Annotated in this window: 10 protein-coding genes and 3 pseudogenes; 6 read left to right on the top strand and 7 right to left on the bottom strand. The window is 69.1% G+C overall.

Annotated elements, in window-relative coordinates; translation table 11 throughout:
* Window positions 1–815: 815 nt before the first annotated feature.
* From ABEB03_RS26725 to ABEB03_RS26715, 3 genes and pseudogenes are all read left to right on the top strand, one after another.
* The gene (locus ABEB03_RS26725; protein ID WP_345654601.1) at window positions 816–1,838 is read left to right on the top strand and encodes a nuclear transport factor 2 family protein; all 1,023 of its coding nucleotides are present in this window, start codon (window positions 816–818) and stop codon (window positions 1,836–1,838) included.
* A 288-nt stretch (window positions 1,839–2,126) separates the two neighbouring features.
* Window positions 2,127–2,240: pseudogene (locus ABEB03_RS26720) on the top strand (class I SAM-dependent methyltransferase); the annotation flags it as partial.
* 125 nt (window positions 2,241–2,365) lie between these two features.
* Window positions 2,366–2,553, top strand: a pseudogene (locus ABEB03_RS26715) (THUMP-like domain-containing protein); the annotation flags it as partial.
* Window positions 2,554–2,561: 8 nt separating this feature from the next.
* Here the strand turns inward: ABEB03_RS26715 and ABEB03_RS26710 are convergent.
* From ABEB03_RS26710 to ABEB03_RS26695, 4 genes and pseudogenes are all read right to left on the bottom strand, one after another.
* A complete protein-coding gene (locus ABEB03_RS26710; RefSeq protein WP_345654598.1) occupies window positions 2,562–3,548 on the bottom strand; it encodes a cell wall-binding repeat-containing protein in 987 nt (328 codons plus the stop codon).
* A gap of 89 nt (window positions 3,549–3,637) precedes the next feature.
* Window positions 3,638–3,928 (bottom strand): annotated as a pseudogene (locus ABEB03_RS26705) (transposase); the annotation flags it as partial.
* Window positions 3,929–4,105: 177 nt separating this feature from the next.
* On the bottom strand, window positions 4,106–5,227 hold the full coding sequence (locus ABEB03_RS26700) for an FAD-dependent oxidoreductase (RefSeq protein WP_345654595.1): 1,122 nt from the start codon (window positions 5,225–5,227) through the stop codon (window positions 4,106–4,108).
* Between the two features lie 55 nt (window positions 5,228–5,282).
* Complete coding sequence (locus ABEB03_RS26695; protein ID WP_345654591.1) at window positions 5,283–6,254, bottom strand: Clp protease N-terminal domain-containing protein; 972 nt, start codon at window positions 6,252–6,254, stop codon at window positions 5,283–5,285.
* A 68-nt stretch (window positions 6,255–6,322) separates the two neighbouring features.
* Here ABEB03_RS26695 and ABEB03_RS26690 point away from each other — a divergent pair, with 68 nt between their 5' ends.
* The 3 genes from ABEB03_RS26690 (at window position 6,323) to ABEB03_RS26680 (ending at window position 8,797) form a co-directional block, all read left to right on the top strand.
* Window positions 6,323–6,682 (top strand): excisionase, encoded by a 360-nt coding sequence (locus tag ABEB03_RS26690; protein WP_345654586.1) that lies wholly within the window; start codon window positions 6,323–6,325, stop codon window positions 6,680–6,682.
* A 303-nt stretch (window positions 6,683–6,985) separates the two neighbouring features.
* A complete protein-coding gene (locus ABEB03_RS26685) occupies window positions 6,986–7,702 on the top strand; it encodes a scabin-related ADP-ribosyltransferase (protein WP_345654583.1) in 717 nt (238 codons plus the stop codon).
* Window positions 7,703–8,134: 432 nt separating this feature from the next.
* Window positions 8,135–8,797: a DUF4232 domain-containing protein gene (locus ABEB03_RS26680; RefSeq protein ID WP_345654580.1), complete on the top strand. Its 663-nt coding sequence runs from the start codon at window positions 8,135–8,137 to the stop codon at window positions 8,795–8,797.
* 46 nt (window positions 8,798–8,843) lie between these two features.
* On the opposite strand, the gene ABEB03_RS26675 is transcribed toward ABEB03_RS26680, so the two are convergent.
* The 3 genes from ABEB03_RS26675 to ABEB03_RS26665 all read right to left on the bottom strand — a co-directional run bounded on the left by ABEB03_RS26675 (window position 8,844) and on the right by ABEB03_RS26665 (window position 12,172).
* On the bottom strand, window positions 8,844–9,824 hold the full coding sequence (locus ABEB03_RS26675; protein ID WP_345654578.1) for a threonine ammonia-lyase: 981 nt from the start codon (window positions 9,822–9,824) through the stop codon (window positions 8,844–8,846).
* A gap of 147 nt (window positions 9,825–9,971) precedes the next feature.
* Window positions 9,972–11,441: a sensor histidine kinase gene (locus tag ABEB03_RS26670; RefSeq protein ID WP_345654576.1), complete on the bottom strand. Its 1,470-nt coding sequence runs from the start codon at window positions 11,439–11,441 to the stop codon at window positions 9,972–9,974.
* Complete coding sequence (locus ABEB03_RS26665) at window positions 11,438–12,172, bottom strand: response regulator transcription factor (protein WP_345654573.1); 735 nt, start codon at window positions 12,170–12,172, stop codon at window positions 11,438–11,440. The genes ABEB03_RS26670 and ABEB03_RS26665 overlap by 4 nt, the downstream gene beginning before the upstream one ends.
* Window positions 12,173–12,294 lie beyond the last annotated feature (122 nt).

Here is a 12,294-nt window from a genome sequence, read left to right as displayed (position 1 = left end):
GATCACCTGACTCTCACGGCGACTGACGGCACCTCTTCAAGGTTCTGCCGGTTCGGCCACATACATCCTGCTGTGGGCCCGAATTCAACACTGAAATGTGACCCTTTTGCAGAATTGCGAGAAATTAGGGATGCATAAGACTGCTTCGTTGCCCATGGTCACCGCCATTGCCGCCGGAGCAGGTGTAACGCTCTTCACCGGATCAGATGCCAGGACGGCACCTGATCCGCACGCCCTTCGCGGCAAACGGCAACACGGCCTTCACACGTGAGGTCATGACGGCTAATCCCCGGGTCGACCCGGGGAAAACATGGGTTCCGCGCTTCGCCATGCAGTACAAAATCAAGGACGGCCAGATCTCGGAGGCTTACCGGAGGATCAGGACGTCTACGATTCCTACTGGACACCATCGTGCAATACTCCCAGGGGCACCCCGGCGTCCTCGCGAACAAACGCCCCGCTTGCCCGACGGCCGGTACGCCGCATCGCCTGAAAACACCAAGCCTCCTGAACGTCTTTTACGCCATGTTGCGGCCCGGGGAACTCGACAAGCTCCACCGCATGGTCTCCGACAAAGTCGAAGTACGCATGCCCGGGCATTCCGATATCTCAGATGCGCACAAGGGGTGGGACGGCTTTCTCACATGTCGTAGGCGCATGCTGGCCACCGTTGTCGCTGGCTACAAACTCGACGTCTCTGCGCCGGCGGCCGCCGGTGCAAGGACTGTGCAATCGGCCCGAGCGATGCTGTCACTCAGCCCAATGTTGAACCTCAACAACTGGCCGGCATTCCTACACCGAACAAAAGGCATATCGTGCGCAAGGCAACAGTAGTATCACTCACAGCAGCAACCATCCTCAGTCTCGGAGCAGGCGCGGCGTTCGCAGCCGACCCCACCGACACCGGCAAGCAGCCCGTCGCGGCCAAGGCCGAGCACGTCTCCTCGGACATCCAGCTGTCCAAGGCCAACGCCAAACTCCTGAACGGCTACTACAACGCCTTCCTCAAGGGCGACGTCAACGCCGCCGCCCAGTACGTGTCCGCCGACTTCGTCGGCCACGTCCCCGGCAAGGGCGCCAACGCCGGCGAGTACTGGAGCCAGGACGGCTTCAAGAAGTACATGTCGAACATCCTGGCCCACACCGGCCGCCGCTACGACGTGAAGGTCCCGGTGGTCTCCGCCAACGGCGCCGACGTCATCACCCGCGAGAAGATCATCGCCACCCGCGCGGACAACCCGCACAAGACCTTCAGCCTGCCGGTGACCATGCACTTCCGGTTCAAGGCCGGCAAGATCTCCGAAGCCTGGACCCTGCCGGAGGACCAGCGCCTGTTCGACAAGTACTGGGCCCCACTCACCGACGGCTCCAAGGCACCCACCGGCAGGCCGCTGTCGAAGGACACCGACGTCATCAACGTGGGCGAGGCCACCAGCGAGAAGACGCTCGGCCTCATCAAACACCTGTACAACGACTTCTGGCACGGCGACATCGCCGACATCCGCTCCAAGATCTCCGACAACGTGAGCGTCAACATCGTCGGCAAGAGCGCGATGTCCGGCCAGTACCACGGCTGGGACGGCTACATGCAGTTCCGCACCAACCTGATGAAGATGGTCGGCAGCAAGTACAAGCTCGAGGCCGACACCTACTCCGCCAGCGCCAACGACGCCTGGGTCAAGGAGTACATCCGCATGGACCGCAAGTGGGACAAGTCCTTCGACACCGTGTACGTGATGATGCACTTCCGGTTCAAGGACGGCAAGATCGTCCACATCGACGACTTCCCGGTCGACACCTACGCCTGGGAGAAGTTCTACACCCCGCCGCAGCACTGATCTCCTGGCCCGCCACACGCAGGCGTGCGCTCCCAGGAATCCGCAGTCCCCTTCCCGATCTCGACGGGAGGGGGCTGCTGCCACTTCATCCCGTCAGACGTCAGAAGCATCCTGTCGTAGCCGCGGTTGATCCAAACCTGGTGGAGGCATCCGTGAAGAAGCAAGTAGCGTCCGGGCTTTGATGACTGACTGCTGGGACACCATCGCCGACTGGTATGCGGGCCAGGTGCGGACGGGTTCCGCAATGCACGCTCTCGACCGTGATGTCCTGCTTGAGCATCCGCCCAGGTGCTCGATGGTCACCGAGTCCTCGACCTCGGGTGCGGTGAGGGGATAATCGCCCGTGGGGCTTACGTCGTGGGCATCGATCCGTCGCCGCGTATGATCGAACACGCGCGGGCCGCCGGGACAGATATGCCCGGCACGGCGGTGTTTGCGCTGTTCAGCGGAAGAGCCCGCTGTCGGATTCGAACCGACGACCTTCCGCCGGTTCGGCGGCGCGGTCGAGTGCAGGCTTTGAGGTTGGCTTCAACGCCGGGAAGTCGAAGGCACTGCTGCGCAAGCGTGGGGTCGGGACGCCGACCGCCAAGAAGCGCGGCTCGGCGGTGGAGCCGGCGGAACTCCGCGAGAAGGCCAAGCCGTCCGGCCCCCATGCGGCGACGGTGTTCCTGACCCGTGTGGCGGGGCGCCGACCATGCTGATCGGCGCCCCCGCCCAGCCGCACTACTGGTGCCGGACCGTCTTGAGCGAGTCCAGGTGGGGATCCGCGCCGGTCGGGCCGGTGCGGGCGACCGTGGCGGGCTGGCCACCGTTGGTGCGGGCCGCGTAGGTGCTCTGCTGGGAGGCCGTCGTGACGACGCCGTCGTAGTACGGGTGGTACACGAACTGGCTCGCGCTCGCGCTGATCGCGGCGCCCGCGGTGTCCAGCGCGGCCTTGGCGACCGAACCGGTGCCGCCGAACGCGAACACCGAGTTCGTGCTCGCCCACTCGTGCAGCAGGTAGCTCTTGACCTCGCTGGAGAGGCTGTCCTTGGCGGTCCACAGGACGGGGCCGAAGACGTTCATGGCCGCGCCCGCGGAGACCCCGCCGCGCCAGGAGTTGGTGTAGGCGAGCGCCGCCGTGCTCGGCGCGGTCCACCAGAACTTGGCGACGGCGACCGAGATGGCGTAGTGGTCGGTGCCGGACAGCCGCTTCGGGGTGAAGCCGAGCGAGGTGACCTGCGAGGAGACCGTGCTGGTCAGGATGGACGTGCCACCGATGAGGTAGACGTTCGAGCCCGGCTTCAGGGTGCGCTTCAGCTCGTTCTTCACCGCGGCCGTCAGGCCGCTCTTGGTGGTGCCGAGGACCGGGCCGTGCTTCTTGCCGGCCAGGGCGGGCGCGGTGAGCGAGTACGCCGAGTCGTCCCGGTTGATCAGGACGGCGGCCTTGGCGTCCATCAGGCCCGGGACCTTGGTGCCGCCGTAGGTGTTCCACGTCCAGCGCGAGGAGGCGATGTTGCTGGCGTAGACGTCGGAGCCCCAGACGCGGCCCGCGGAGTTCTTGCGCAGCGGCTGCCAGCTCGGTTTGCTGCCCTTCGGCGTGCCGCGGACCGCGGTCGTCGCGCCGGTGGCCACGTCGACGTACTCCGTGGTGTGCACGTCGGCGCTGTCGCCGGAGGTGTGGACGTCGGCGATGATCCGGGTACCGGTCGGCGACCAGGACGGGTTCACGCAGCCGCGGCCGTCGCTGGTGATCTGCTTGACGCCGGTGCCGTCGGCGTCCGCGGTGAAGAGCCGGCTGAGCCCGCCGCCGACGTTGTGCCGGTGTCATCGATGATCAGCGCTTCCGGGCCGATCGCCTCGTTCATCTTCCAGGCCAGCCGGGCCCGCACATGCGCAGGATCCCACGGACTCGAGGTGATGAGGTGCGCCAGCGTCTGCCGGTTGCCGTCCTCACCAAGGCGGGCCGCCATCGGCTCCACCGACTTGCGCCGCCCCTCCAGGAGCAGCCCCCGCACATACGCCTGCCCCCACCGCCGCTGATCCGCACCGAAGAACCCATCGAACAACTCCGCAGCGAACCCCTCCAGCTCCGCCCGGACCCCGGCCATCTCCTCAGGTGTCGCACCACCCCAACGACACCAACAGCCCAGCAGACACACCACTCACGAGTGAACCTGACCAAGCCCTACTAGGACTTCGGCGCAGCGGCCCTCCGCTCGTCCTCCCCCCGCAGGTCGGCTCGGCATCCGCCCGGGCACCAAGACTCATGTCGTATTCGGTTGCCTTCAGTCGGGTTGGAAGAACGCGAGCATTCTCCGGCTCGCCCCGGGCGACGCCAGGATCTCCTGGATGTCCGCGGACTGCCGGCCGGCGACACTGGTGCGTTCGAACATCTCGCGTTCGTATTCCTTGACGGCGGCGGGAAAGTCGTCCGGGTACGCGGCCAGCGCCAGGCCGAGCAGGGCTCCGTCGAGCAACGCCATGTTGGCGCCCTGTCCCACCGGCGGCATCAGGTGCGCGGCGTCACCGAGCAGTGTGACATCTGGTCTCGACGGCCAGGTCAGGCCGACCGGGAGCGTGGTGATCGACCGCGGCAGGACCGTGTCGTCGCAGGCCGCGATCAGTGCGATGAAGCGTGAGTCCCAGCCGGTGAACAGGTCGATCAGCCGCGCCCGGGCGGCGGCTGGGTCGCCGAACGGGATCCCGCTGGTCGCGAACCAGTCCTCGGCGGTGTTGTAGAAGCTCAGGTAGATACGTACGCGGCCGTCGCCGTTGCGCTGCGCCGACAGGGATCGTCCGTTGCCGAGCGCCCAGTAGTTGCCGCGTCCGACCATCGCGGCGAGGTCGGGGTGAGTGTGGTCGATGTCGGGAATGCCGAGCTCGACGACGTTCTGGCCGGTGTGCGTCGGCCGGGCGGTGGTGAGCAGCGCGCGGACCCGGGAGCCCGCGCCGTCTGCGCCGACGAGCAGGTCGTACGTGGTGCTGCTGCCGTCGGCGAAGTGCAGCAGGCCATCGTCGGCGGATTCGATGGTGTGTCCCCAGCGCACCGCGTGTCCGGGGAGGGAGTTCAGCAGCACGTCGCGCAGTTCGGCACGGTCGACCTCAGGTCGTTCGAGGGGGGCGTCGTCGGGCGTGTCCTCCTGCAACAACAGGGTGCCGTCCGGCTCGAGGAGACGCAGGTCCTGGCCTGCGCGACGGGCGATCGCGTGGAACTCGTCGATCAGGCCGGCCTCGCGCAGCGCCCGCTGCCCGGTCCCGGAGTGCAGATCGAGCATGCCGCCCTGACCACGCGCGTCACGCGACGCTTCACGTTCGTACACGACGGCGTCGACGCCGTGCACATGCAGCACACGGGCCAGGGCCAGGCCGCCCAAGCCGGCTCCGACGATGGTGATGGTTGCGCTCATCGAGCCCCCTCCTCGCCTGCTCCACCGTCGGATCCCGGCCCGCTGATCAGCCGGCTCACCGGCGGAGCCGTGATCCGAGCACCGTACGCACGGCCTTGGCCGCCTTGCTCGTGGCAGAGCCGTCTTGTTCCTCGGGTTCCGGTTCCAGCACACGTTGGATCTGCAGCAGCAGTTGGTTGGCCGACCGCCAGAGCGGCACGAACATGCCGGCGACCGGCCCGACACCCTGGATCGGGCCATTGGACTGCTCGGTGACCTTCTTGGCGATCGTGACCGTAGCCGGGTCCCGCAGGATCAGGTGCACCTCGTCGTCGACCACCCGGATCTCCATCTTGCGCGCGGCGGCCTCCTCCGGGTTCGCGTCCGTGGTGGTCTCCGGATCCAGTTCGTCGATCTTGGCGGCGACCGCGTCCGGGTCGACCCCGAGTTCGCGCAGCGCCCTGGCCGCCATGCTGTTCTCCGCCCGCAGCATCGCCTCGAGCAGGTGATGGCTGCCGACCGGTGCGCCACCGGCCAGGGCGCCGGCGGTGGACATGGTGTCCTCGGTCGCAGGCGTGCCGGCCAGCCATGGGCCGGCCACGACGTCCTGCGGTTCCTCCAGTGATGCCAGCACCGCGGCGCGGATCTTGCTGATCGGACTGATCCGCTCGGCCAGCACCGTCGCGCCGACGCCCTCGCCTTCTCTGACCAGGGCGAGCAGGATGTGTTCCGTTCCGATGTCCTTGTGGTGCAGCTGCTGCGCCTCGCGCAGGGCGAGTTCGAGCGTCTTCTTCGCGGGCGCCGCGAACGGGATGTGGCCGCTCAGTTCCCCTGTGCCGGGCTCGACCACCGCGGCGATATCGGCCTGTGCCGTCTCCTTGTCGTACCCGAGCCGGTGCAGAACTTTCGCCGCCGTGCTGTCCGGCACGTCGAGCAGCCCCAACAGGATGTGCTCCGTGCCGATCTGATGGTGCTTGAGCAGCCTCGCCTGCTCCTGGGCCGCGACGACCGACCGACGGGCCTTCACCGTGAACCTTTCAAAAGTCATGCTTCCATGCTCCCAACCATGTCAATACGCTGGTATTGATAGGGTCACCGTGCTGAAGGGAGGGTGTGATGGAGACACCGTCGGACTGGGAGGGTCGGCTCGCTCGCTGGCAGAACGAGTTGGAGCTGTTCGAGCAGTTGGACGAGACTCCCTGGGTCACGCTGGCCAAGGCGGAAGCAGAGACCGGCGTTTCCCGCTCGGCCCTGCGGTCCTGGTATCGCAACGGCGAGATCCAGTCCCGGCTGGTGGACGGCCCGAACGGGCCGCAGCGCCTGGTCCGGCTGGACGCGGTGATCGAGCGCGCCGCCGCGTCACCGCGTATTCAGCGCAGGGCGGAGCGAGAAGTCAGCCTGGAAGCCCAGGTCACCCTGCTTCGGCACCGGGTCGACCAGCTCGAACTGCGGCTGGCGGCGCTGGAACAGAAGTGACCGGCGCGTGCCGTGCCGTGCCGTGCCGTCGAGCGGGACCGTGCCACCACTCCCCCGCGATGACTGTGCAGTTGAGTCAGATGGGCAGCCGCCTCCCGTGCCGGGGGCGCGTCCGCCGTCTGCGGGTCATGGACAGCCGCTCAAGGCGACGAGAAGGGGTGGCCGGATCGGTTCGGTGGTGAGTGCCGGGTGAGTGAAGGCTGTGGTCCCGGCGGGTGATCGAGGCGCAGGCGGTGTGGTTGTCCGGCATGTTCGGGCTAGGGAACGTGGGCCGTGTGAGTCGAGTGAGGGGCTGGCCCGTCCATGTTCAAGACCGCGCTGCGGATCACTTCCGCTGCCTCCCTTGTCGTCACTTCGTTGACGTTCGCCTCGTCCGCGGGTGCTGCGACGGATCCGTACCCGGGAACCCCCGAGCAGATCCGCGACACCGGACCGTGTGGCCCGACAGGTGGATACCGGTCGTCGGAGTGGACGCAGACGACGACGAACCGCGGTCTGCGGTCGCAGGTCGATGTGGCTGCGGTGCGCGAGGGCTGGTATTGGCGCAACGACGTGAACACGTTGTGGCGCGGCGACACCCGGCCGGACCCGCAGGCGATCTTCCGCAGCGGTTTCACGCCGTTGGGGACGGACCTGACCCCGTTGAACAAGTGGATCACCGGTGGGGGTGGCCAGAACTCCGCGCACGTGAGCACGACTTGCGACCGGTGGGTGGCGCAGGGCTTCGCCACGGGCGGCGGGAAGGACGGCTGGGTGTATGCGATCCAGGCGCCCGGTGGGATCGACGTGAACGCCACCGCACGGATGACCGGCATCCAGTCGCAGTACCTGTGGAACAAGGAGATCGACTTCCCCGGCGGGGTGCAGGGCAGGTTCATCGAGGGGGCGTGCCAGTACCACTGGGCCGGCCAGGACCCGCAGACGAACGTGAACATCTACCAGAACCTGGGCTGCGTCACGAACCCGGGCTTCCGTCCCGTCGACACCCGTCGGCACGTCCCGACCGCACGGTCCCACTGAGCGCCGAGGGCTCTGTCGGCGACGACGGCCGCCTCGACACGGGCGGCCCGCTCGGTACGGATCGCTTGTTCGGGGTCAAGGTCCGCTGGGTCACGGGTCCGTCCCAGTGGGTGGCGGCCGCGGGGAGGTGTGGGAAGGGTGGCGGGAGCCGGCGTCTCGGCCCCTCGACGGCGTTCCCCGACGCGCGCGTTCGGGCCCCCTTCCCCGCGCCGGACAGCGGCAGGGGACGCGTCCGCGAGGCCAGGTGGAGGGCAAGGCGCGGCCGGGGTGTGCCCGGTGGTGGTGCGCATTGCGCCCGGCTCGGCGTGTAACAGGGGTGTATTACGGGGTGGTTGAGCGGAACGGTCCGCCGGGCCGGGCGTCTCTTGGTGATCAGAAACGCTCGCTCGCACCGAGCAGCCGGAACCCCCCATCGATACTGAGGAAGAAGCGATGCGCGTTCACAAGGTCACCTTCGCCGCCCTGGCCGTCGCCGCGAGTCTGTCGCTCACGGCCTGCCAGAACGACAAGGACGGCACCGCGAAGAGCGAACCGTCCACCGCGTCCAGCACGTCTTCCTCGGCCGGCGGTTCGGACTCGGGCGGTTCGGATCAGGACAGCGGGAAGGACTCCGCCGGGAAGAGCTCCGGCGGGCAGGGCACGGCCGCCGGGACCGGCTCGAACGAGAACGGCAAGGTCGCCAAGTGCCGCACCGACGAGCTGGAGATCACGGCGAAGGACAACACCATCGACGGCGACCCCGACGGCACCGTCGCGGTGCAGCTCACGAACCGCGGGGGCCGGGACTGCGCGCTCTCCGGGTACGCGGGCGTCGACCTGAAGACCGGCGCGGGGTCGCTGTCCGCGAAGCGCACCGGTCAGCAGGCCGACCCGACCGTCCTCAAGGACGGGGCGTCGACGGCCTTCGGCATCACTTACCCGATCAACACGTCGGGGGGCTCCGGCGTGCGCGTGACCGGGTTGCTGGTGACCCCGCCGGACGAGACGAAGACGGTCACCCTCGACTGGCCTGGTGCCGGCACACTGCCCGTCACGGACAGCCCCGACTCCCCGGTGAAGGTCGGTCCGGTCGGAAGCGCCGGCCAGGGCGGCTGACTTCGCCGCCTGCGCGGCGCCGTTGGGCTGCCCACGCGGGCGGCGGTCACGACCTGTGGAGGCCGGCCGCCCCGATCCAGCGACGGTAGGCGTCCGCGTCGACGTTGCTGCCACACACGATGGTGACGATGTGCCGGCCGGCGAAGCGGTCGCGGTCTTCGAGGATCGCCGCGATGCCGAGCGCGGCCGACGGTTCGACGACGAGGCCCGCGTGGTCGTGGAGCATCCGCATACCCGCGATGATCGACTCTTCACGGACCAGGACGGCGTCGTCGGCGGTGAGGAGGAGGTCGTCCAGTACGGCCGGGATGGGGAGTCGGCCGGCGACGCCGTCGGCGATGGTGTCCGTCGAGTCGGTGGTGACGACGCGCCTTCGGCGCCACGAGAGTGTCATCGCGGGTGCGCCCTGCGGCTGGACGCAGATCACCTCGACTTCGGGCGCCAAGGCCTTCATCACATGCCCCACGCCGGTCGCCAGCGCCCCGCCGCCGAGAGCGATCAGGACCGTGTCGAACGACGGCCTGGCGTCCACCAGTTCCAGGCCGATGGTCGCCGCACCCTCGCAGGTCTCGATGTCCAGGCTGTCTTCGACGAGACGGATGCCGTCGCGCTGTGCGACAGCCGCCGCCCGTTCGCGAGCCATCTCGTGGTCGCCGTCCACCAGTTCCAGCCCGGCACCCAAGGCGCGGATGCGATCGAGCTTGGCCACCGTCGCGAATCGGGACGCCACTACGGTCACATCGAGGCCGCGCCCGCGACCGGACCAGGCGAGGGCCTGGCCCAGGTTGCCGGCGCTGGCGCACACCACGGCTCGCGAACCACGGTCGGCGAGCAGGCTCGCCACCACCTCGGTGCCGCGGGCCTTGAAGCTGCGGACCGGGTTGGCCGTTTCGAGCTTGATGCTCACGGAGCACCCGAGCTGCGGCTCCAGCGCCTCGCAGCGGTACAGCGGGGTGTCGAGGAAAATCGGGTCGATCACCTGGCGGGCCAGGCGGATCCGAGCAGTGTCGAGGCGCGTCTCCTGCACGACAGGGCAGCATAGCGCCGCTCGCCCGGGACCGGGCTGACCCCGACGCTCTGGGGGTGCGCTGGTAGCGGGAAGAGCGGCGGGCGTGACGGATGGCGCCGCCGACTCACTGACGTACGTATGCGCAAAGGGGGCTTCTCCGACGCACTAGCCGGAGCCGGCTCCGGGCCGCGGCAGACGCAGGGTGAACGTGGTCGCGCCCGGTTCGCTCGCCACGCTGACGGTGCCGCCGTGGGCGGCGGCGACCGCGGCGACGATGGACAGGCCGAGCCCCGTCCCGCCCCCGCCGTCGCGGCGTGGACCGTCGCCGTGCACGAACCGTTCGAAGAGGTGCTCGCGCAGAGCGGGTGGAATGCCGGGGCCGTCGTCGGTGACAGTGACCACGACACAGTCGTCGTCCGCGATCAGGCCCGTGGTGACCTTGGTGCCCGGCGGTGTGTGCAGGCGGGCGTTGGCGAGGAGGTTGGCGAGGATCTGCTGGAGGCGGTCGGCGTCGCCGGTCACGGTGACGAGTTCCTCGGGCAGCTCCAGTGACCAGTGGTGTCCGGGGCCGGCGGCGCGGGCGTCGGTGACGGCGTCCAAGAGGAGCCTGGTCAGGTCGACCGCCTCGTGTGCCAGGGGGCGGCCCGCGTCGAGACGGGCGAGCAGCAGCAGATCGTCGACCATGGCTCCCATCCGGCCCGATTCGGCGGCGATGCGTTCCAGGGCGCGGGTCACCTCGGGTGGCACGGGTCCTGGGTGGAGCAGGGCGAGTTCGGCGTGGCCGCGCACCGAGGCGACGGGGGTGCGCAGTTCGTGGCTGGCGTCGGCGGAGAAGCTGCGCAGTCGTTCCTCGCTGCGCTGGCGCTGGGTGAGGGCGTTCTCGACGTGGCCGAGCATGCGGTTGAAGGCGAGCGTGACCTGGTCGACCTCGGTGCTGCGCGGGCGGGTGTCGGGGGCGCGTGCGGGCAGTGTCACTTCGCCGCTGGCCAGCGGGAGTTCGCTGATGTGCGTGGCGGTGCCGGCGATGCGGCTGAGCGGGCGCAGCGACCAGCGCACCCAGAGGGCGCCCGCGATGCCCGCGCCGGCCAGTGCCATGCCGAAGACGCTGCCGGCGACGAGTTCGAGTCGGTGCACGGCGGCGTCGACCGGCTCCAGCGGCAGGCCGGTGATCAGGACGTCGCCGTCGCGCCCCGGCCAGGCCATGACCCGATAGTCACCGGGCGTGGACAGCTCGACGCTGTGGCCGTGCCCGTCGGTGGGCACGGCCGCCAGTGCCTGGGTGTCACCGCTGCTGAGGTCGACGGTGACCAGGTCGGTCGTGTCGCTGCCCGGGCGAACCACGGCGGCGTTGGTGACGTGACCGTCGACCAGACGGACTCCCAGGGTGCCGGTGGTCTGGCGGCGGGTGTCGCCGTGCTCGTCGCCGTCGTGGTCGTCGCGGCCCGGGCCCTGGTGTTCCAGGCTCGCCGGGAAGACACTGCCGGTGTCGGAGAGCTGCTGGTCGAGACGGGCGGTGAGGAAACCGTTCAGTTCCAGGACCGCGGCGATGCCGACGGCGGCGCAGCCGACGGCGAGCAGCACCAGGAGCCCCGCGGTGAACCGGGCCCGCAGCGTGTGCAGGCGGGGCCGCCTCACCGGCCGCCCGCCGGCTTGAGGACGTAGCCGGCGCCGCGCACCGTGTGGATCATGGGTTCGCGGCCCGCATCGATCTTCTTGCGCAGATAGGAGATGTACAGCTCGACGACATGGGCCTGGCCGCCGAAGTCGTAGGACCAGACCAGGTCGAGCAGCTGCGTCTTGCTCAGGACGCGCCGCGGGTGGCGCATGAGGCAGCGCAGGAGCTGGAACTCGGTGGGCGACAGCTCGACGGGATCGCCGCCGCGGGTCACCTCGTGTGCGTCCTCGTCCATCTCCAGGTCGCCCACGACCAAGAGGGATGCCGCGGCCCGTTCCCTGGTCATGCCGGCACGGCGCAGCAGTCCGCGCAGCCGGGCCACCAGCTCGCCGAGGCTGAACGGCTTGGTGACGTAGTCGTCGCCGCCCGCCGTGATGCCGGCGATGCGGTCCTCGACGGTGTCGCGGGCGGTGAGGAAGAGCACACACACATGGGGCTGCTCCGCGCGCAGCTCGCGCAGCACGGAGAGGCCGTCGCGATCGGGCAGCATGATGTCGAGGACGACCGCGTCCGGCTGGAACTCGTGGGCCTCGCGCACGGCGCCCCGCGCGGTGGCGGCGGAGCGCACCTCCCAGCCCTCGTAGCGCAGCGCGCCGGTGACGACCTCGGCAAGGTCGGGTTCGTCATCGACGACGAGGACGCGTACGGGTGTGCCGTCGGGGCGGGTCAAGGCCGCTGGGCGTGGGTTCATGGCTCTTCCAGCATCTCTCGGTCCGCTCTGAGTTTCCTATGAGCGTGCCGCTCGCGGCCCCGGTTCAGAGCCCGCTCAGAGATTGCCGCACCACAGTGGGCAGCCCGAACCCCCGTGAGGAG

The sequence above is a fragment of the Streptomyces siamensis genome (genome assembly GCF_039543605.1).
Classification (GTDB): Bacteria; Actinomycetota; Actinomycetes; order Streptomycetales; family Streptomycetaceae; genus Streptomyces; species Streptomyces siamensis.
The sequence above is the reverse complement of the archived record's forward strand: the minus strand, read 5'-3'. Positions and strand labels throughout refer to the sequence as shown.

Excerpts from the sequence above, each read along its gene's own strand:
- ABEB03_RS26685 (WP_345654583.1), top strand. The coding sequence starts at position 6,986 with ATGTTCAAGACCGCGCTGCGGATCACTTCCGCTGCCTCCCTTGTCGTC.
- ABEB03_RS26665 (WP_345654573.1), bottom strand. The coding sequence starts at position 12,172 with ATGAACCCACGCCCAGCGGCCTTGACCCGCCCCGACGGCACACCCGTA.
- ABEB03_RS26700 (WP_345654595.1), bottom strand. The coding sequence starts at position 5,227 with ATGAGCGCAACCATCACCATCGTCGGAGCCGGCTTGGGCGGCCTGGCC.
- ABEB03_RS26690 (WP_345654586.1), top strand. The coding sequence starts at position 6,323 with ATGGAGACACCGTCGGACTGGGAGGGTCGGCTCGCTCGCTGGCAGAAC.
- ABEB03_RS26695 (WP_345654591.1), bottom strand. The coding sequence starts at position 6,254 with ATGACTTTTGAAAGGTTCACGGTGAAGGCCCGTCGGTCGGTCGTCGCG.
- ABEB03_RS26680 (WP_345654580.1), top strand. The coding sequence starts at position 8,135 with ATGCGCGTTCACAAGGTCACCTTCGCCGCCCTGGCCGTCGCCGCGAGT.